Annotated in this window: 19 protein-coding genes; 8 read left to right on the top strand and 11 right to left on the bottom strand. The window is 63.2% G+C overall.

Annotated elements, in window-relative coordinates; all coding sequences use genetic code 11:
- The first annotated feature begins 54 nt into the window (after positions 1-54).
- Entirely contained in the window at positions 55-336 is a 282-nt protein-coding gene (locus FDW84_RS04390; RefSeq protein WP_138133876.1) for an Lrp/AsnC family transcriptional regulator, read from the top strand.
- Between the two features lie 20 nt (positions 337-356).
- On the opposite strand, the gene trpD is transcribed toward FDW84_RS04390, so the two are convergent.
- A complete protein-coding gene (trpD, locus tag FDW84_RS04385; RefSeq protein WP_138606927.1) occupies positions 357-1,412 on the bottom strand; it encodes an anthranilate phosphoribosyltransferase in 1,056 nt (351 codons plus the stop codon).
- A 112-nt stretch (positions 1,413-1,524) separates the two neighbouring features.
- Between trpD and FDW84_RS04380 the strand changes: the two genes are divergently transcribed.
- The 4 genes from FDW84_RS04380 (at position 1,525) to FDW84_RS04365 (ending at position 5,892) form a co-directional block, all read left to right on the top strand.
- Entirely contained in the window at positions 1,525-2,199 is a 675-nt protein-coding gene (locus FDW84_RS04380; protein WP_240720081.1) for an aa3-type cytochrome oxidase subunit III, read from the top strand.
- A gap of 86 nt (positions 2,200-2,285) precedes the next feature.
- Positions 2,286-3,074 carry a cytochrome bc1 complex diheme cytochrome c subunit gene (locus tag FDW84_RS04375; protein WP_138606925.1) on the top strand — a complete coding sequence of 263 codons (789 nt, stop codon included), beginning with the start codon at positions 2,286-2,288 and terminating at the stop codon, positions 3,072-3,074.
- Positions 3,075-3,170: 96 nt separating this feature from the next.
- Positions 3,171-4,244, top strand: a complete 1,074-nt coding sequence (locus FDW84_RS04370) for a cytochrome bc1 complex Rieske iron-sulfur subunit (protein ID WP_138606923.1) — start codon at positions 3,171-3,173, stop codon at positions 4,242-4,244.
- On the top strand, positions 4,222-5,892 hold the full coding sequence (locus tag FDW84_RS04365) for a cytochrome bc1 complex cytochrome b subunit (protein WP_138606920.1): 1,671 nt from the start codon (positions 4,222-4,224) through the stop codon (positions 5,890-5,892). Before FDW84_RS04370 ends, FDW84_RS04365 begins: the two co-directional genes overlap by 23 nt.
- Positions 5,893-6,008: 116 nt before the next feature.
- Here the strand turns inward: FDW84_RS04365 and FDW84_RS04360 are convergent, their stop codons facing one another.
- Positions 6,009-6,779, bottom strand: coding sequence for a GntR family transcriptional regulator (locus tag FDW84_RS04360; protein ID WP_138606918.1), 771 nt, complete (start codon positions 6,777-6,779; stop codon positions 6,009-6,011).
- 163 nt (positions 6,780-6,942) lie between these two features.
- Here FDW84_RS04360 and FDW84_RS04355 point away from each other — a divergent pair, with 163 nt between their 5' ends.
- Entirely contained in the window at positions 6,943-7,236 is a 294-nt protein-coding gene (locus FDW84_RS04355) for an HPr family phosphocarrier protein (RefSeq protein WP_138606915.1), read from the top strand.
- Positions 7,237-7,319: 83 nt separating this feature from the next.
- On the opposite strand, the gene FDW84_RS04350 is transcribed toward FDW84_RS04355, so the two are convergent.
- From FDW84_RS04350 to FDW84_RS04330, 5 genes are all read right to left on the bottom strand, one after another.
- Entirely contained in the window at positions 7,320-7,721 is a 402-nt protein-coding gene (locus tag FDW84_RS04350; RefSeq protein WP_138133752.1) for a cytochrome c oxidase subunit 4, read from the bottom strand.
- Positions 7,722-7,723: 2 nt separating this feature from the next.
- Positions 7,724-9,445, bottom strand: coding sequence for an aa3-type cytochrome oxidase subunit I (gene ctaD, locus FDW84_RS04345; RefSeq protein WP_138606913.1), 1,722 nt, complete (start codon positions 9,443-9,445; stop codon positions 7,724-7,726).
- A gap of 10 nt (positions 9,446-9,455) precedes the next feature.
- Positions 9,456-10,328, bottom strand: a complete 873-nt coding sequence (gene coxB / locus FDW84_RS04340; protein WP_138606911.1) for an aa3-type cytochrome oxidase subunit II — start codon at positions 10,326-10,328, stop codon at positions 9,456-9,458.
- Between the two features lie 186 nt (positions 10,329-10,514).
- The gene (locus FDW84_RS04335; protein WP_138606909.1) at positions 10,515-10,904 is read right to left on the bottom strand and encodes a HesB/IscA family protein; all 390 of its coding nucleotides are present in this window, start codon (positions 10,902-10,904) and stop codon (positions 10,515-10,517) included.
- A gap of 162 nt (positions 10,905-11,066) precedes the next feature.
- Entirely contained in the window at positions 11,067-12,509 is a 1,443-nt protein-coding gene (locus tag FDW84_RS04330) for a dipeptidase (RefSeq protein WP_138606907.1), read from the bottom strand.
- A gap of 91 nt (positions 12,510-12,600) precedes the next feature.
- On the opposite strand from FDW84_RS04330, the gene FDW84_RS04325 reads away from it, so the two are divergent.
- Complete coding sequence (locus FDW84_RS04325) at positions 12,601-13,203, top strand: DUF3043 domain-containing protein (protein ID WP_138606905.1); 603 nt, start codon at positions 12,601-12,603, stop codon at positions 13,201-13,203.
- A 113-nt stretch (positions 13,204-13,316) separates the two neighbouring features.
- Here the strand turns inward: FDW84_RS04325 and FDW84_RS04320 are convergent, their stop codons facing one another.
- The gene (locus FDW84_RS04320; protein WP_138606903.1) at positions 13,317-14,387 is read right to left on the bottom strand and encodes a quinone-dependent dihydroorotate dehydrogenase; all 1,071 of its coding nucleotides are present in this window, start codon (positions 14,385-14,387) and stop codon (positions 13,317-13,319) included.
- A 74-nt stretch (positions 14,388-14,461) separates the two neighbouring features.
- On the opposite strand from FDW84_RS04320, the gene FDW84_RS04315 reads away from it, so the two are divergent.
- Complete coding sequence (locus tag FDW84_RS04315) at positions 14,462-15,472, top strand: alpha/beta hydrolase (RefSeq protein ID WP_138606901.1); 1,011 nt, start codon at positions 14,462-14,464, stop codon at positions 15,470-15,472.
- An 89-nt stretch (positions 15,473-15,561) separates the two neighbouring features.
- On the opposite strand, the gene FDW84_RS04310 is transcribed toward FDW84_RS04315, so the two are convergent.
- From FDW84_RS04310 to leuA, 3 genes are all read right to left on the bottom strand, one after another.
- Positions 15,562-16,425, bottom strand: coding sequence for an isoprenyl transferase (locus FDW84_RS04310; RefSeq protein WP_138606899.1), 864 nt, complete (start codon positions 16,423-16,425; stop codon positions 15,562-15,564).
- Between the two features lie 2 nt (positions 16,426-16,427).
- Entirely contained in the window at positions 16,428-17,180 is a 753-nt protein-coding gene (recO, locus tag FDW84_RS04305; RefSeq protein WP_138606897.1) for a DNA repair protein RecO, read from the bottom strand.
- 91 nt (positions 17,181-17,271) lie between these two features.
- Positions 17,272-19,011, bottom strand: coding sequence for a 2-isopropylmalate synthase (gene leuA / locus FDW84_RS04300; RefSeq protein ID WP_138606895.1), 1,740 nt, complete (start codon positions 19,009-19,011; stop codon positions 17,272-17,274).
- Between the last annotated feature and the right edge of the window lie 68 nt (positions 19,012-19,079).

Here is a 19,079-nt window from a genome sequence, read left to right as displayed (position 1 = left end):
GTGAAAAGCTTGCCGGGCCACTGCTTCGGCGCAACAGATCCGGAAGGGTTTAACGTGATCACCGCATTCGTTCTGATCAAGACCGACGCTGCCCGCATCCCCGAGACTGCTGAGGAGATTTCCGCCCTCGAAGGGATCAGCGAGGTGTACTCGGTGACCGGGGAATGGGACCTTATTGCCGTTGCCCGGGTGCACCGGCACGAGGACCTGGCGGACGTCATTGCGGACCGGCTCTCCAAAGTACCTGCCGTGGTCCACACCACCACACACATCGCTTTCCGTGCGTATTCCCAGCATGACCTGGACGCGGCTTTTTCGCTGGGCTTCGAACAGTAGGCAGGGTGGCACGGCCGCTGTCATCGAGCGGTCAGCGAAACCCACTTCTCGAGGACGGCTGCGGCGGCTCCGGAATCAACGGACTCGGCAGCACGGGCGAAAGCGTTCTGCATCCGTTCCAGGAAAGGTCCCTCGGCCAAGGTGTCAAAGGCCACCAGCCCGGCGGCTGCATTGACCAGGACGGCGTCCCGGGCCGGGCCTTCCTTGCCTGCGAGGACGTCACGGACAACAGCGGCATTCACAGTGGCGTCTCCACCACGAAGCTGCTCCACCGTGGCCAGGCCGATGCCGAGGTCCTGCGGGGAGAAGGTCAGCTCTGCCACCCTGCCCTCGCGGATTTCCCACACAGTAGAGGGCCCGGTGGTGGTCAGTTCATCAAGGCCGTCGTTGCCGCGGAAAACCAGTCCTCTGCTCCCCCGCTGGGCCAGGACGCCGGCAACCAGCGGAGCCATCCGCGCATTTGCGACGCCGACTGCCGAGGCCTGCACATTGGCCGGGTTAGTGAGCGGGCCAAGGAAGTTGAAGGCCGTGGGAACAGCCAGCTCGCGGCGGGGAACGGCGGTGTGGCGGAACGACGGGTGGAAAACCTGCGCGAAGCAGAAGGTGATGCCCGCTTCCTCCGCATTTCTGGCCACCTCCTCGATGGTCAGGTCCAGCCGGACTCCCAGCGCTTCCAGCACGTCCGCGGAACCCGACGACGACGACGCAGCCCGGTTGCCGTGCTTGACCACTTTGGCGCCCGCGCCGGCAGCAACAAGAGCCGCCATGGTGGAGATGTTCACCGTATTCAGCTGGTCGCCCCCGGTTCCCACGATGTCCAGCTTTTCACCGGAGATGGAAATCGGCTTGGCGTGTGCAAGCATCGCATCCACCAGGCCGGAAAGTTCCTCTACCGTTTCACCCTTTGCGCTGAGCGCCACCAGGAAGCCGGCGATCTGGGCCGGCGTAGCCTCACCGGACATGATGGCGTCCATCGCCCAGGAAGTGTTGTGCGCGGTGAGGTCCGAGCCTCCGATCAAAGCCGAGATCAGGCGGGGCCAAGTGTTGCCGGACGGTGCAGAAGCCTGTGAAGTCACCTCCTGATGCTATCCATCGTGGCAGGAGACTGACCAATATGAACCCCCACGGGAACTTTCCGGCGTGATTTCGCGTCTTTGTAGAAAAAGTCCCCCGAAAAGGCGGTTTGCGTTGGGCAGCACGGACTTTTACAGACATAATGTCTATGTGACATCTGCGACCCATGCCCCCAGTACCCCGGCGCACCCCACGCTGAACCGCCCCAACATGGTTTCCGTTGGAACCGTTGTTTGGCTGTCCAGCGAGTTGATGTTCTTCGCCGGTCTCTTCGCCATGTACTTCACGCTGCGCTCGACGAGTGCACAGATGTGGGCGGACGAGACGGCAAAGCTCAACTTCCCCTTTGCGCTCGCCAACACGATCGTCCTCGTGGCCAGTTCCTTCACTTGCCAGATGGGCGTTTTCGCGGCCGAACGGCTCCAACCGCGCCGGACCGGCGGGGTGTTCCAGTTCGCCCGCTGGGGCATGAATGAATGGTTCACCCTGACGTTCCTCATGGGTGCGTTCTTCGTTGCCGGCCAGGCAACCGAGTACGCAATGCTGGTTTCGGAGCACGTATCGCTCAACTCCAATGCCTACGGCTCCGCTTTCTACATGACCACCGGCTTCCACGGCCTCCACGTCATCGGCGGGCTCATCGCGTTCCTCCTCATCATGGGACGCGCGTTCGCCGCCAAGAAGTTCGGGCATTTTGAAGCCACTTCCGCAATTGTCACCTCTTACTACTGGCACTTCGTGGACGTCGTGTGGATCGGCCTCTTCCTGGTCATCTACGTACTCAAGTAGCCAGCTTTGATTCTTTTTCTACAAGAGGCAGAATTTCAGGTAGCGGCTCGCGGAGCCGGCGCAGGAACGAATAAAGGAACCACCACGTGAAGGCACTCTCACAAAAGCGGCGTCACCCACTTGCAGCAATAGCGCTGCTCCTGATGGGGCTCCTCATCACGGGTGGGCTCTATGCCGCGGCTACCACCGTCAACGAGGCCAAGGCTTCCACGACTTCCTACAGCGCCAACGACGTCGAAGAAGGCGGCAAACTGTTCGCCGCCAACTGCGCCACGTGCCACGGCATGGGTGCAAGCGGAAGCGGGGCAGGCCCGTCGCTGGTCGGCGTCGGCGCAGCCGCTGTTGACTTCCAAGTGGGCACCGGCCGTATGCCGATGCAGATGAACGGTCCCCAGGCCCTTGAGAAGCCGGTGCAGTTCAACGACGAGCAGACCCGCCAGCTTGCAGCCTATGTGGCTTCCCTGGGCGCAGGCCCGGCAGTTCCTGAAGAAAGCCTGCTGGACGAAGGCGGTGACGCAGCGGCCGGCGGCGAGCTCTTCCGCACCAACTGCGCCATGTGCCACAACGCAGCAGCAGCAGGCGGCGCACTGACGCGCGGCAAGTTCGCACCTGCCTTGGCAGATGTCTCCGGCAAGCACATCTACGAAGCCATGGTGACCGGCCCGCAGAACATGCCGGTCTTCAGCGACTCCAACATCACCCCCGAAGGCAAGCGCGACATCATCACCTTCCTCAAGCAGATCGAAACCACGGGTTCGCCCGGCGGCGCCGACCTAGGATCTCTGGGTCCGGTTGCAGAAGGCCTCTTCGTATGGGTCGCAGGTCTTGGCGTGATCATCGCCTTCACCATCTGGCTGACTTCCCGGACGTCCTGACCTCCGCGAACCACCGCACTTCTGCTGAGCAGTCAGCAGCTTGATATTAGAAACTAACCCGGCAACAGCCGGGACGAGAGAAGGATGAGGCGAATTATGGGCAACCATAGTGACGGCAGTCCGAACCACTCGGGCACCGTAGCTACGGCTGGTCAGAATGAGGTGGAGAAATTCCAGGATCCTGGAATTCCTCCGCACCGTTTGCGCCTGGCTGACACGGACCCGAAGGCCGCAAAGCGGGCAGAACGGCAGGTCGCCTTACTGTTTGGCATTTCTGTTGTTGGAACCCTGATCTTCCTGGTGGCGTACTTCGCCATCGATCTTGGAAGCGGAGAGTCCACCATTGGCACCATCAGGCTGCAGAACATGCTCCTGGGCCTGGGAACTGCGTTTGCGATGCTCGGCATCGGCACAGGAATCGTGCACTGGGCCAAGGCCCTGATGCCGGACCACGAAGTCTCGGAAGAGCGGCACGCAATCCGCTACGAAGAGGACCGGCAGGCAGCTGTCCGTATTGTCGACGACATCGTTGAAGAGACGGGCATCAAGCGCCGTCCCCTGATCCGGAACACCCTGCTGGGTGCAGTGGCACTCGCTCCGCTGCCCGCCGTCGCAATCTTCGGCGACCTCGGACCGCGGCCGGACGAGAAACTGGCCCACACCATGTGGGCTCCCCAGGACGGCAAGCTGAAGCGCCTCGCCCGCGACCCCGACGGTACGCCCATCAGGGCGGCAGACGTCACCATCGGCTCAGCTTTCCACGTCATTCCCGAAGGACTCAACGAACTTCACGAAGGCAAGCTCAACGAAAAGGCAAAAGCGGTTGTCCTGCTGATGCGCCTGGACCCCGATTCCCTGAACCCTTCCGAGGGCCGCGAGGACTGGGGCTACAACGGCATCGTTGCCTACTCCAAGATCTGCACCCACGTCGGTTGCCCGGTTGCTCTTTACGAGCAGCAGACGCACCACCTGCTGTGCCCGTGCCACCAGTCCACCTTTGACCTGACTCAAGAGTGCAAGGTGATCTTCGGCCCCGCCAGCCGGCCCCTCCCCCAGCTGCCCATCGCAGTTGATGACGAGGGCTACCTGGTCGCAACCAGCGACTTCAAAGAACCTGTAGGACCAAGTTACTGGGAGCGTGATATGCATGAGCGCAGCGTCAACAGCTGAGCCCGCTTTCGCCGCCAAAACCAAGACAGGCCGGTTCACCGACTTCGTCGATTCACGTGTTGGCGGTTCCGGAATCCTCAGGGAGTTCGGCCGCAAGGTCTTTCCGGACCACTGGTCCTTCATGTTTGGTGAAGTAGCCCTCTACTCCTTCGTCATCCTGTTGCTGTCCGGAACATTCCTGACATTCTTCTTTGATCCGTCCATGGCGGAAACCCACTACGACGGCTCGTACGTTCCCCTCAAGGGCGTGGAGATGTCGGTGGCCTACAACTCGTCACTGGACATCTCCTTCGATGTCCGCGGCGGGCTCTTCATGAGGCAGGTCCACCACTGGGCAGCCCTGCTGTTCGTGGCTTCCATCGCGGTACACATGCTGCGCGTGTTCTTCACCGGCGCTTTCCGCCGGCCCCGTGAAATGAACTGGGTTGTGGGCGGCGTCCTGCTCATCCTGGCCATGGCTGCCGGCTTCACCGGTTACTCCCTCCCCGATGACCTGCTGTCCGGCAACGGCCTGCGCATCATCGACGGCGTTATCAAGTCGATTCCGGTCATTGGCACCTACATCTCGTTCTTCCTCTTCGGCGGGGAGTTCCCGGGTACGGCCATCATCGGCCGCCTGTACGTGCTGCACATCCTGTTGGTGCCGGCGCTGATCCTCCTGATGATCGTCCTGCACCTCTTTATGGTGGTCATCCACAAGCACACCCAGTACCCCGGCCCCGGCCGCAACGACAACAACGTCGTGGGTTACCCGCTTGGCCCCGTCTACGCTGCCAAGGCCGGTGGATTCTTCTTCATCGTCTTCGGTGTACTTGCCCTCATGGCAGGCTTCTTCACCATCAACCCGATCTGGAACTACGGTCCCTACGACCCCTCCCCCGTCTCGGCCGGTACCCAGCCCGACTGGTACATCGGTTTCGTCGATGGCGCCTTGCGCCTGATGCCAGGCACCTTGGGTGACTGGCAGGTAGAGCAGGACTGGTTCGGCTACGTCTTCAGCTTCAACGTCCTGCTGCCGGCCCTCGTGCCTGCCGGAATCCTGTTCACGGTCATGTTCATGTACCCGTGGATCGAACGTTGGATCACCAAGGACGACCGTGAGCACCACGTCCTGGACCGTCCCCGCAACGCTCCGACCCGTACCGCCATAGGCATGGCCGGTTTCGTTTGGTACTGCGTAATGTGGGCAGCCGCAGGTTCCGACCTCATCGCAACGCACTTCGGTGTATCGCTGAACGACGTGACCTACTGGCTGCGGACCCTGTTCTTCGTTGGCCCGATCATCGCGTTCATCGTCACCAAGCGTGTGGCCCTGGCCCTTCAGCGCAAGGACCGCGAGATCGCCCTTCACGGACGGGAGACCGGACGGATCGTACGCCTTCCGCACGGTGAGTTCATCGAGGTGCACGCGCCGCTGGACGAATACAAGCGGTACAAACTGGTGGGCTTTGAATCACCCGAGGTCCTGCCTGCAGTCCCGAACGAGCACGGCGTGGTGACGCGCAAGGAAAAGCGCCGCGCATTCCTCTCCAAGTGGTTCTTCGAGGACCGCGTTGCCCCTGCCACTCCCGCTGAGCTGGAAGCTGCCCACGGTCACGGCCATGCAGCAGTTGAGGCGCCAGAGGAAGCAAAGAGCCTGTCCCACTAGGTTCGAACAGTGCATACAAGGAAGGCCCGGTCCACTGGACCGGGCCTTCCTCTTTCCGTATAAACCGCTAAGTTGTTGCTGCAGCTACCGGGCGCCTCGGCACGTGCGCGGCATGTTCAGTGATTGCGCGCCCTGCGTGCGCCCGGCCGCTGCAGCGGCACCCACAGCTTGTATCTGTCTGCCCGGTAGTACGACACGGAATAATCCACCATAGCCCGTGCAACAAAGGCGTGCCGCTGGATCTTCAAGAGCGGTGAGCCAACCTCCACGTTCAGCAGCCGCGCGGTGGACGGGGATGCTGCAGTAGCCTCAATCATGTCCTCGCCCCATTCCATCACCAGCCCGAACTGCTCGCTAAGAACGTTGTACAGGGACGTTGGCGGTTCACCGTCCAGCAGGCCCGGCACGCGATGGGCGGGAATGAAGTTTTCGTCAACGCTCATGGGCTCACCGTCGGCCAGCAGCAGGCGCCGGAAACGCACCAAGGGTGTCCCCTCGTCCAGCTGCAGTTCACGGGCCAGGAAGGCACTCGCGCCAATCTGCTCAAAGCTAAGGACCTTCGCCGCGGGGACCATCCCGCGGCGCTGCATTTCCTCACTGTAGGAAGTGAGCTTTACCTGGAGATCCAATTTGGGCCGGCGGACGAAGGTGCCCAGGCCTACGACCCGCTCAATAACCTCTTCGCCGACCAAGGCATCAATCGCCTGGCGCACTGTCATCCGGGCAAGGCCGAAACGTTCGGCGAGATCACGTTCTGAGGGCAAAGCCGACCCCGGCGGGCACGACTCTGCAATGTAGGAACGGAGTATCTCGCGCAGCTGGATATAGATGGCTACGCCGCTTGCACGGTCGATGTTGCCAGTGATGGCTGCGGCACTAGCAGCCATGGGTCATCTCTCCTGCTTTGAAATCCACACCTGAATTTTAGTGCAGGTCTAGACCACGTTTTCTCCCCCCTCTGCCCGTTTGGCGGGGCAGTAGGCCGGACAGCTATATTTGTCAGGAAAATTCGAACCGGCGGTTGGGGGCCGTCGCCATGAAGGAGTCCCTTTGCCAACACACAAGGCCGTGGTCACAGCAGCCATCGGGCTGCACGCACGACCTGCCGCCATTTTTGTACGGGCTGTTAACGAGACCGGACTTCCGGTCACCATCACCAAGGAAGGCAGCGCGGGTGTCGACGCCAGGTCCCTGCTGCAGGTGATGACGGCTGACTTTCCCCAGGGCTGTGAAGTGGAACTGGGGATCAGCGAAACGGCCCTCGACGGTCGCCTGAGCCGCGAAAAAGCTAAGGAGGCCCTCCGGACGCTGGGTGAGCTTTTGGAGTCACAGGGCACCGTCTAAGCCGCTGCTAAGACGGACATAAACGACGTCGGGCCCCACCAGATCTGATGGGGCCCGACGTCGTTTATATATGTACTGCTCTTCTAGTGCGCGTGGTCTCCGCGGCTGTATTCATACACCCAGCCCACAAGGGCAACAACTGCCAGGCCCGCAGCGATGTAAACAATCCAGAAACCTACTGCCAGGCCCAGGAAGCCTGTTGCGCAGGAGATGCCAAGAACCAGCGGCCACCAGCTCCAGGGGCTGAAGTGACCCTGCTCGCCGGCGCCCTCATGGATTTCAGCGTCGCTGCGGTCCTCAGGACGCAGGCCAACGCGCTTTCCGGTGAAGCCGAGGTATCCCCCGATCATGCCGGCAAGGCCGCCCACGAGCAGGATCCCGAGGATGCCCACCCACTCACCCCAGTTGGTGAGGAACCCGTAAATCAGGGAGACGGGAACGAAGAAGAAAACTCCTGCACCAAAGATCCAAGATTCAATTTTCATCGTTAGTTGTCCTTCTGGTCGGCGTTTCCGAGTGCCTGGGCTGCAGGAGCCGGTGATTCAACGGTGTGTACCTGGCGCAGCTCCGGGTGGTGCAGGTCCAGGGCGGGACGCTCCGAACGGATTCGGGGCAACGAGGTGAAGTTGTGCCGCGGCGGCGGGCAGGACGTGGCCCACTCCAGGGAAGCGCCGAAGCCCCACGGGTCATCCACTTGGACCTTCTCGGCGCTGCGCCACGTGATGTAGACGTTCCAGAAGAAGGGGATCAGCGATGCGCCCAGGACGAATGATGCGACGGTGGAGAACTGGTTCATCCAGGTGAAGTTGTCCTCCACCAGGTAGTCTGCGTATCGGCGCGGCATGCCTTCGACGCCCAGCCAGTGCTGGATGAGGAAGGTGCCGTGGAAGCCCAGGAAGAGCAGCCAGAAGTGGATCTTGCCCAGGCGTTCGTTCAGCATCTTTCCGGTGAACTTGGGCCACCAGAAGTAGAAACCGGCGAACATCGCGAATACCACGGTGCCGAACACCACGTAGTGGAAGTGCGCCACCACGAAGTAGGAATCGGAGACGTGGAAGTCCAGCGGCGGTGAAGCCAGGATAATGCCCGTCAGTCCGCCAAAGAGGAACGTGATCAGGAAGCCGATGCTCCACAGCATGGGGGTTTCAAAGGTCAGCGATCCGCGCCACATGGTGCCGATCCAGTTGAAGAACTTCACACCCGTAGGCACTGCGATCAGCATGGTCATGAAGGCGAAGAACGGCAGCAGCACAGCGCCGGTGACATACATGTGGTGCGCCCATACCGTCACCGACAGGGCCGCGATGGCGATCGTGGCGTAGACCAGGCCCTTGTAGCCGAAGATCGGCTTGCGGCTGAACACCGGGAAGATCTCGGACACGATGCCGAAGAACGGCAGCGCGATGATGTACACCTCGGGGTGGCCGAAGAACCAGAACAGGTGCTGCCAGAGGACCGCACCGCCGTTCTCCGGGTCGAAGATGTGCGCCCCGAAGCGACGGTCGGCGCCGAGTGCGAACAGTGCGGCGGCCAGCGGCGGGAACGCCATCAGCACCAGGATTGCGGTCACCAGGGTGTTCCAGGTGAAGATCGGCATCCGCCACATGGTCATGCCGGGAGCACGCATGCAGATGATGGTGGTGATGAAGTTGACTGCGCCCAGGATGGTACCGAAGCCGGACAACGCCAGGCCGAAGACCCACAGGTCACCACCGATGCCGGGACTGAAGGTGGTGTTGGACAGCGGCGCGTAGGCGAACCAGCCAAAGGACGCTGCTCCCTGCGGGGTGATGAAGCCGGACACGGCGATGGTGGAGCCGAACAGGAAGAACCAGAAAGCCAATGCGTTCAGTCGCGGGAAGGCGACATCGGGAGCACCGATCTGCAGCGGCATGATGACATTCGCGAAGCCGGCGAAGAGCGGGGTAGCGAACATCAGCAGCATCACGGTGCCGTGCATGGTGAACAGCTGGTTGTACTGCTCCTTGGTCTGCAGGATCTGCATGCCCGGCTCAAAGAGTTCGGCACGGATGAGCAGCGCCATTACGCCGCCCAGGCAGAAGAAGACGAAGGACGCGATCAGGTACATGTACCCGATGGTCTTGTGGTCAGTGGAGGTAATCCAGTTGACGACGATGCGCCCCTTGGATTTCGGAACCACGGGAGCCGCCAGGACTCCGGTGGGTGCGGATTGAGTGTACGTAGCCACGTCGCTCCCCTTACTTAATGTCGTTCACGTTCGGGTTGCGGTCATACTCCACGCCGAGCAGGCCCGTGTTGCCTGCTTCGCGCAGATCGTCCATGTGGGCCTGGAATTCAGCTTCCGGCACCACCTTGACGCGGAACAGCATTTCGGAGTGGTACTCACCGCAAAGTTCGGCGCACTTGCCGTCGTAGGTGCCCTCTTTAGTGGGGGTGAACCTGATGTAGTTGGTCTTGCCCGGGATCATGTCGCGCTTCTGAAGGAAGGCGGGAACCCAGAAGGAGTGAATGACGTCGCGGGCGTTGAGCTCGAGGTCAACGGACCTGTTCACCGGCAGGTACAGCGTTGGCATCTGTTCCTTGTCGATGGGGTTGCCGGTCAGGCTGGTCTGAACGCCTGCCTCGTGGACGTCCTCTTCGATGACGTCGCCTGCTTTGTAGTTGAAGTCCCAGGCCCACTGCTTGCCGCGGACGTCAACAACGACGTCGGCAGGCTGCGAACGGTCATCGATCGCCTGCTGGTCGCGGTCGGTGAAGTAGAAGAACACCACCACCATGAACAGCGGGATGGTCAGGTAGAAGACCTCCAGCGGGAGGTTGAAGCTGGTCTGCCGCGGGAACCCGACAGTGCCCTTGCGGCGGCGGTACGCGACCAGGCACCAGACGATCAGGCCCCAGGTAATGATGCCCACAACCAGGGCGGCAATCCATGAGTTGACCCAGAGGTCCATGATGCGGTCGGTGTTGCTGGTGGTGCCACGTTCAGTGGGCAGCCACCCCTTCTCTACCTCTGGCGAACATCCGGTCAAAACCAACGCGCCGGCAATCGCCAAGCTTGAGATCGTGGTGATCGTTTTGCGTCGGCTGCCGGTTCGGTTCTGCGAACTCACAGACGGCCCTTCCTACTTGTTGCTGTTGTCCGGGCAGACTTGGCCGCCCCGGGCACACGAAAAGTTTTACTACTTGGTGTAGAGCTTACCGCTCCGCCGGGAGTTTCGCCCACATGTCGGCGCCGTGCCCCCTGGCCGTTGTTCACGGCAGGTGGCACGGCGCCGACACCGGGCGAAATAACCGGCTTAGTGGAACGAGTCCCCGCAGGCGCAGGAGCCGCCGGCGTTCGGGTTGTCGATGGTGAAGCCCTGCTTGGAAATGGTGTCCTCAAAGTCGATGCTTGCGCCGCTGAGGTAAGGCACGCTCATCTTGTCCACCACCACTTCAACGCCGTCAAAGTCACGGACTGCGTCTCCGTCCAGGAGCCGCTCATCAAAGTAGAGCTGGTAGATCAGCCCCGAGCAGCCGCCGGGCTGCACGGCAACCCGGAGGCGCAGATCGGTACGGCCTTCCTGTTCGAGAAGACTGCGTACCTTGCCTGCTGCGACGTCAGTCAGATTGACCTCGTGGACGGGCAGTTCATCACTGGCCGTGCTGGTGGTACCGGTGCTGTTCTCATTGGTTGCGGTGCTCATTGGCCTACCTTCTTAGGACGGTCTGGCGGCCCCGCGCTGGCGGTGCCTGCCCCTACGGATACGGTATGGGCTATAGCTACATGCTACGCGGGGCGCACCTGTAGCTCTAACTCCAGACGTAACCATGTACGCGTCCCGGTTGTTCCCTCCGGACTCCTCCCCCTACAGGCCCTCGGCGTTGATCCGTGCCAGAAGCAGCGCTTCGGCAAGGATCGCCTTACGGAAGTCCCCAAGGTGCAGGGACTCGTTGGCGCTGTGGGCGCGTGAGTCGGGATCCTCCACCCCGGTCACCAGGATCTGCACATCCGGATACATCTCGGTGAGGTCGGCAATGAAGGGGATGGAACCGCCAATTCCTGTTTCCACCGCCGGCACCCCCCATGCCTCTCCCAGGGCCCACATGGCCACTGAAGCGGCGGGGGAAGAAGTATCAGTCTGGAACGGGTTGCCGCTCTCCCCCGGGGTGAACATCACCTTCGCCCCGAACGGCGCATTCGCCTCCACATGCCGGCGAACGGCATCCATGGCCCCGCCGGGATTCTGCCCCGGCGCCAGGCGCAGGCTGAACTTCGCACGTGCGGTGGGCAACAAAGTATTCGAGGCCGCCTCCACGGAGGGAGCATCGAACCCGATGATGGACAGGGCAGGCTTGGTCCAAAGCCGCGAGGCGATGCTGCCCGAGCCCGCCAGCCGGACGCCGTCGAGCACTGATGCGTCGGCCCGGTAGTCCGCTTCGGGAAGTTCCACCGTGGCCGTATCCTTTGCCACGAGTCCCTCGATGGCAACATTTCCCTCGTCATCGTGCAGGGTGGCAATGAGCCTGGACAGCAGCGTGGGCGCATCCAGTACGGGCCCGCCGTACATGCCCGAATGAACGGCGTGCTCAAGGACCTGGACCCCAATCGTGCCGTCTACGAGGCCCCTCAGGCTGGTGGTGAGGGCGGGGATGCCCACCTTCCAGTTGCTCGAGTCCGCCACGACGATGACGTCAGCCCGGAGCAGCTCACGGTTGGCCTCCAGGAAGGAACGGAACGTGGGTGAGCCGGCTTCTTCTTCGCCTTCAAAAAAGAACGTCACGCCCAGGCCGAATGTGCTGCCAAGCACTTCCGAAACTGCCGCATAGGCGGCTATGTGAGCCATGATCCCGGCTTTGTCGTCAGCGGCGCCGCGGCCGTACAGCCGCCCATCCTTTTCCACTGCCTGGAACGGCTCTGTTTCCCATAACCTTTCATCGCCGGTGGGCTGGACGTCGTGGTGGGCGTACAGGAGGATGGTCGGCTTACCCTTCGCGGCAGGTCGGGAGGCGACGACGGCGGGACCTCCCGGCGTGCCGTCCGGCTTGTCGCAGCCCAGGATCTGCACATTGCCAAGGCCAGCTTCCCGGAGCAGGTCCGCAACTGCTTCCGCACTGCGTTCCAGGGGTGCGCGTTCGAAGCTGGGCCAGGCTATGCCTGGAATGGCAACGAGGTTTTTCAGGCGTTCCAGCGTTTGCCCGAAGGCCTGGTCGATCGAGCTGCGGAGTTCTTCCGTCCAGCTGTTTTCGGCGAGGCCCGGGGATGCGGTGCCTTTGGGATTCTGCGGCATGGCCGTTGGCGATGAAGTCATGGCCGAAACATTACCTGCGCCACATCAGCTTGCGCCGGAGAGGGCGGGTGCGGGATGAATTCCGTCAGCCTCCGCAAGGTATTCTGGTCAGGTGTTCGGACGTAAGAAGGAAGCGCCCTCGGCGCAGCAAACAGTAGACCAACAGGCTGCAGAAGCCGCGGCGGAGGCATCCCGCGTGAGCGGCAAGGGTGCCCCCACGCCTACCCGGAAGGCACAGGAGGCAGCCCGCAGGCGGCCGCTCGTCCCGGAGGACCGCAAAGCATCCAAGGCCGCCGAGCGCCAGGCCGTCCAGGAGCAGCGACTTAAGATGCGCCAGGCCCTGGACACCGGGGACGAAAGGTTCCTCCCCCTCCGGGACAAGGGCCCGCAGAAACGCTTCGCCCGCGATTTCGTGGACGCCCGGTTCAGCCTCGGGGAGTACCTGATGTTCGGTGCCCTGGTCTTCGTCCTCGTATCACTGGTGGTGCCGGCGTCCAGTGACCTGATGATCTACGTGCTGGGCGGATTCTGGGTGATGTTCCTGGCTGTCTTCGTGGATGTCTTTATCCTGTCCCGCCAGCTCCGCAAACGGCTGACCGCGAAGTTTGGCGAGGTCGAACGCGGGACCGTCTGGTACGGCTCCATGCGTTCCCTGCAGTTCCGCAAGCTCCGGCTGCCCAAGCCGCAGGTCAAACGCGGGCAGTACCCTTCCTGAACCCCACCATGTCCGGCTCAGGAAGAAGACTGGACACCACAAAAATCAGTAAAACCCCGGCGGACGCCCGCCGGGGTTTTCGCTTTGAGCGGTTCCAGTACCGCCAGAAAAATTCAGGACCGCCGGTTTTTCGCCAGCTCCCGGTTGATGCGGGCTGCCCAAAAGGGCCCCTCGTAGAGGAATGCCGTGTAGCCCTGGACCAGGGTTGCCCCGGCGTCAAGCCTGTCCTGCACGTCCTGCGCTGTTTCGACACCACCGACGGCAACCAGGGTGAGCGCGTTTCCCGTGGTCTTCCTGAGCCGGCGCAGTACCTCCAGCGACCGCTTCTTCAGCGGAGCACCGGAAAGCCCGCCCGCGCCGCATTTCTCCACCTGCTCCCTGGATGACGTCAGCCCCGTCCGGGAGATGGTGGTGTTGGTGGCAATGATGCCGTCCAGCTTGAGGTCCAGCGCAAGGCGCGCGACGTCGTCGATATCCTCGTCGGCGAGATCGGGGGCTATCTTGACGAGCAGGGGGACGTGCCGTCCCGCTGCCCTGTCGGCTTCCCCGCCCACGGCGCTGAGCAGGGGGCGGAGCGACTCCACGTCCTGCAGCAGACGCAGCCCGGGGGTATTGGGCGAGCTCACATTGACCACCAGGTAGTCCGCAGCGGGTGCAAGGCTGCGGGCGCTGACCAGGTAGTCCTCCACAGCGTCTGCCAGTTCCACTGCCTTGGTCTTGCCGATATTGACACCGATGATCGGGCGGACGCCCGGGTGCCGGCGCTGGAGCGCAGCACGGGCGGCCCTGAGCCGGGGGGCGACGGCGGCGGCGCCGTCGTTGTTGAAGCCCATCCGGTTGATGACGGCGCGGTCCTGGACCAGGCGGAACAGCCGCGGCTTCTCGTTGCCCGGCTGGGCCTGTCCGGTGATGGTGCCCACTTCCACATGACCGAACCCGAGCTCCGTCAGGGCCTCGATACCGTGCCCTTCCTTGTCAAAGCCGGCAGCAAGCCCGAAGGGCGACGGAAAGGTGATGCCGAAAGCCGTTGTCCGCAGTGACTGGTCGGGTGCCGTCAGCTTCTCCAGAACCTTTCCCGCGCCGGAGCGATGCGCAAGTCTGATACCCATGAACCCGATTTTGTGGGCGCGCTCGGCGTCCATCCATGAAAAGGCCAGCCTGAAAAAAGTGGGGTAGATGCGCATGCCTCTAGTTTTCCGCCTTGGAGCCGGCAGGCCAAACGGACCCGGCCAAAACGGGAGCGGATTAGCATAATGCCATGGAATGGCAGCAGGACATTTTGGGTGATGAATTCGAGTCCCATGCCTTCCTCGCCGCCGGGCCGGACGGCGTGGAGCGCACCGCCACCCTGGTCCGGTTCCGTCCGGCCACCGTCTCACTGCCTTCCCCGCCGCGCAGGGCGGTCCTTTTTCTTCACGGTTGGAGCGACTACTTCTTCAATGTCGACCTGGCCCGATTCTGGTCCTCGGCAGGTTATGACTTTTACGCACTCGACATGCACAACCACGGCCGCAGCCTGCGTCCGGACTTCCCGGGGGGCTACGTGGCCAACCTCGAGGACTACGACGCAGAAATCAACGCCGCCTGCAAGCTGATCGGCCGGGAGAGCGGTGACCCGTCATTGACCGTCATGGGCCATTCGACCGGGGGGCTGGTGGCGGTCCTGTGGGCCAGCAGACATCCGGGCGAGGTGTCGCGGCTCGTGCTGAATAGCCCCTGGCTTGAGATGCATGGCAGTTCACTGGTCCGGCGGGCGGCGTCCAGCATGGTGGGGCCCGTTGCCCGGTTCCGTCCGGAGGCCGTACTCCGGCTTCCGGAGCGGGGCTTCTATTGGCGGACCATCAGCAGTTCGGCAGACGGCGAGTGGTCCCTGGATGACCGTTACCGCCCGCCGATGGCGTTTCCCGTGCGGGCGGGCTGGCTCAGTGCCGTGCTGGCCGGGCACACGAAGGTGGCGCGCGGGTTGAACATTGACGTTCCCATCCTTGTCCTGCTCTCCCGCGGAAGCGCCAACGGGCTTTTCTGGTCCGAGGAGATGCGGCGGAGGGATGCCGTCCTTGACGTCAATGTGATTGCTGCGCGGGCACTCACCCTTGGCCGCACAGTGACTGTGGAGCGGATCGACGGCGCGCTGCATGATGTGTTCCTCTCCCCCGCTGCGGTGCGTGCCGACGCGTACGCCCGCCTGGCGCGCTGGCTAAAGGCGTATGGCGACTTCGGACCGCAGCCACCGGGAGGGTACGAAGGAATGGGAAGGGAGACGCGATGACCGCCCGCACCGGCCGGGACACGGTTCCGGGCCGCGGGGTGCGGGGTGCGGGAGGAAGCTTAGCGGGACCTGGCCGCGTGGCTGAGGTGCTACCCCGCCTGAGCCGCTGCCCCGGACGTGCCTGGGGCGGAGGTGCCTGCCGGTGCCGCATCCACTGCCCCGCCATAGCGGCGGTCGCGTTGCGCGTACTCTTCAACGGCAGCCCAGAGCGTCCGGCGGTCCACGTCGGGCCACAGGGTATCCATGAAGACGAACTCGGCGTAGGCGGACTGCCAGAGCAGGAAGTTGGACAGCCGCTGCTCGCCCGAGCTGCGCAGGAAGAGATCCACGTCGGGCAGGTCGGGCTCGTCAAGATATTTTTGGATGGTGCGCTCGGTAATGGCCCCCGGCTTGAGCCTGCCGGCGGCCACTTCGGCGGCGATGGCGGACACGGCATCGGTAATTTCCGCGCGGCCGCCGTAATTAACACACATGGTCAATGTGCAGGTGCTGTTGCCGGCCGTGAATTCCTCCGCCTCCTCCAGCTCCTTGATGACTGAACCCCACAGCCGCGGACGCCGGCCGGCCCAGCGCACACGCACGCCCCATTCGTCGAGCTGGTTTCTTTGTCGGCGCAGCACGTCCTTGTTAAATCCCATCAGGAACCGGACTTCCTCGGGTGACCGGCGCCAGTTCTCGGTGGAGAAGGCGTAGACGCTGACGTACTCGATTCCCAGCTCAATGGCCCCTGCCATCACATCGAGCAGCGCAGGTTCCCCTGCCTTGTGCCCTTCGATCCTTGGCAGGCCGCGCTGGTTGGCCCAGCGGCCGTTGCCGTCCATCACAATGGCGACGTGGCGGGGGATGAATTCTGCCGGGATGGAGGGCGGCAGCGCTCCGGAGGGGTGCGGATATGGTGCAACCACAGGGTGGGTGCGCTTACGGGACGCGGTGTTCTTCTTGCCGAGGGCCACTGTCAGCTTCGCTCCACATGTTTAAGGGACTTCAGGACTCGTTCGAGGTGCCATTGCAGGTAGGCCGCCACCAGGCCGGCGGCCTCCTTCCGGTGGACCGGATGGGACTGGTCCGCCGTGGCCCAGTCGCCGGACAGCAGGGCCGCGAGCAGGGCGACCGTTTCGGGCGCTGGGGCCGGGGACCCGGGGGGCCTGCAGCCACTGCAGACCATTCCTCCCAACGGCGCGGAGAAAGCGGAGTGCGGACCTGGCACCCCGCAGCGGGCGCAGCCGGTGAAGCTGGGCGCCCAACCGCCGGTGGCCAGGGCCCGCAGGAGGTACGAATCGAGGATCAGGCCCGCAGCGTGCTCATCCCGGCTCAATGCGGCAAGTGCACCCACCAGCAGGTTGTACTGCGCCGTTCCGGCCTCACCGTCCACATCGGTGAGCTTCTCCGCAGTCTCGGTCATTGCCGCCGCCACCGTGTACCGGGCGTAATCGGCCGCGATGCTGCCGCCATACGCGCCCTTGGCCACGGCCTGGGTGACAATGTCCAGGTTCCGTCCGGACACCAGCTGGAGGTCGGCCACCATGAAGGGTTCAAGCCGCGCCCCGAACCGGCTGCTGGTGCGCCGGACACCTTTGGCGACGGCACGCACCTGGCCGTGGTGCTTGGTCAGCAGCGTAATGATGCGGTCCGCCTCGCCCAGCTTGTGGGTTCGGAGCACGACGGCGTCGTCCCGGTACGCGCGGGAGGCGAAAGAGTGTTGGGCCACGCCTTTATCTTCCCATCCTTTGCGGATACGGCTTCCGGCGTGCCTGTTGGGCCGCCGCGGCGGGACCCGCGGTGGCCCAACAGGGCAGCGGTCAGGCCTGGGCGTCCCGGATGGCGCGGTTTACGGCGGAGATAACGGCCTTCAGGGACGACATGCTGGTGTTGGCGTCGATGCCGACGCCCCAGAGGACCCGCTCCCCTACCGCACACTCGACGTACGCGGCTGCCATCGCATTGCCGCCTTCGGAGAGTGCATGCTCGCTGTAGTCCAGGACGCGGACGTCCACGCCGTCTTCCCGCAGGATGCCCAGCAGCGCGGCGATGGGGCCGTTCCCGGCGCCCGTACGCTGAACCTGCACCCCATCCACGGTGAGCGAGGCGTGAAGAGTCGTGCCGCCGTCGTCGTCCGTCTCGGTCTTGACCGCACCCAGGGAGTAGCGTCCCCACTGTCCGTCGCTTGCACCTGACGGCAAGTACTCGTCCTGGAAGATCTGCCAGAGCTGGGCACCGCTGACTTCGCCGCCCACAGTGTCTGTGCGGCGCTGGATCACGCCAGAGAATTCAATCTGGGCTCGGCGGGGAAGGTCCAGACTGTGCTCGTTCTTGAGCAGGTAGGCCACGCCGCCCTTGCCGGACTGGGAGTTGACCCGGATGACGGCTTCGTAGCTGCGGCCCAGGTCCTTGGGGTCCACCGGCAGGTACGGCACCTGCCAGGTAAAGTCCTCCACAGCCTTGCCGGCGGCGGCAGCGTCGCGCTCCAGCGCCTCGAAGCCCTTCTTAATGGCGTCCTGGTGGGAGCCGGAGAAAGCAGTGAACACCAGGTCCCCGCCGTACGGCGAACGCTCAGGGACGGGCAGCTGGTTGCAGTATTCGACTGTCCGGCGGACCTCGTCGATGTTGGAAAAATCGATCATGGGGTCGATCCCCTGGACGAAGAGGTTCAGGCCCAGGGTGACCAGGTCAACGTTGCCGGTACGTTCGCCGTTGCCGAACAGGCAGCCTTCGATCCGGTCCGCACCGGCCATGTAGCCCAGTTCTGCCGCCGCCACGCCCGTACCCCGGTCGTTGTGCGGGTGCAGTGAGAGGATGATGCCTTCCCGCGGATGCAGGTGCCGGCTCATCCACTCGATCGAGTCGGCATAGACGTTGGGGGTGGCCATTTCTACGGTCGCCGGCAGATTGATTATCACCTGGCGGTCCGCTGAGGCTTCGAAAACATCAGCGACGGCGTTGCACACGCGCACCGCGTATTCCAGTTCAGTACCAGTGAAGGATTCCGGAGAATATTCGTACGTCACGTGGGTGTCCACGAGGGTTTCCTCGTACTTCCGGCACAGCCGCGCACCTTGCAGCGCGATGTCGAGGATACCGTCCTCGTCCTGGTTAAAGACCACGCGGCGCTGCAGCACGGAGGTGGAGTTGTAGAGGTGCACGATAGCCTGCTTGGCGCCCACCAGGGATTCGTAAGTCCGCTCGATCAGGTGTTCGCGGGCCTGGGTCAGCACCTGGATGGTGACGTCGTCCGGGATGTGGTTGCCCTCAATCAGCTGGCGGACAAAGTCGAAGTCGGTCTGCGACGCGGACGGGAAGCCAACCTCGATCTCCTTGTATCCCATGCGGACCAGCAGATCGAACATCTTCATCTTGCGGGCCGGGCTCATGGGGTCAATCAGGGCCTGGTTGCCGTCACGGAGGTCAACCGCGCACCAGCGCGGGGCCTTGGTGATGACCTTGTCCGGCCAAGTGCGGTCCGGCATCTCAACCTTGATCAGGTCCTGGAAGGGCATGTACCGGTGGACCGGCATTCCGGAGGGCTTCTGTGCGTTTCGCATTACTATCGGGGCCTTTTCTGTGGTTCTACGTTGAAAGGGTGGCCGGGCAACACAAACTCCGCAGCGAG

Source organism: Pseudarthrobacter sp. NamE5 (assembly GCF_005796225.1).
Lineage (GTDB): Bacteria > Actinomycetota > Actinomycetes > Actinomycetales > Micrococcaceae > Arthrobacter.
Note: the sequence above shows the minus strand (reverse complement) of the source record. Positions and strands in the feature narration are given on the sequence as shown.

Bases quoted from the DNA above. Each gene is read 5' to 3' on its own strand.
- FDW84_RS04370 (WP_138606923.1), top strand. From the start codon at position 3,171: ATGGGCAACCATAGTGACGGCAGTCCGAACCACTCGGGCACCGTAGCT.
- FDW84_RS04365 (WP_138606920.1), top strand. From the start codon at position 4,222: ATGAGCGCAGCGTCAACAGCTGAGCCCGCTTTCGCCGCCAAAACCAAG.
- FDW84_RS04360 (WP_138606918.1), bottom strand. From the start codon at position 6,779: ATGGCTGCTAGTGCCGCAGCCATCACTGGCAACATCGACCGTGCAAGC.
- FDW84_RS04350 (WP_138133752.1), bottom strand. From the start codon at position 7,721: ATGAAAATTGAATCTTGGATCTTTGGTGCAGGAGTTTTCTTCTTCGTT.
- FDW84_RS04335 (WP_138606909.1), bottom strand. From the start codon at position 10,904: ATGAGCACCGCAACCAATGAGAACAGCACCGGTACCACCAGCACGGCC.
- FDW84_RS04330 (WP_138606907.1), bottom strand. From the start codon at position 12,509: ATGACTTCATCGCCAACGGCCATGCCGCAGAATCCCAAAGGCACCGCA.
- FDW84_RS04320 (WP_138606903.1), bottom strand. From the start codon at position 14,387: ATGCGCATCTACCCCACTTTTTTCAGGCTGGCCTTTTCATGGATGGAC.
- FDW84_RS04315 (WP_138606901.1), top strand. From the start codon at position 14,462: ATGGAATGGCAGCAGGACATTTTGGGTGATGAATTCGAGTCCCATGCC.
- leuA (WP_138606895.1), bottom strand. From the start codon at position 19,011: ATGCGAAACGCACAGAAGCCCTCCGGAATGCCGGTCCACCGGTACATG.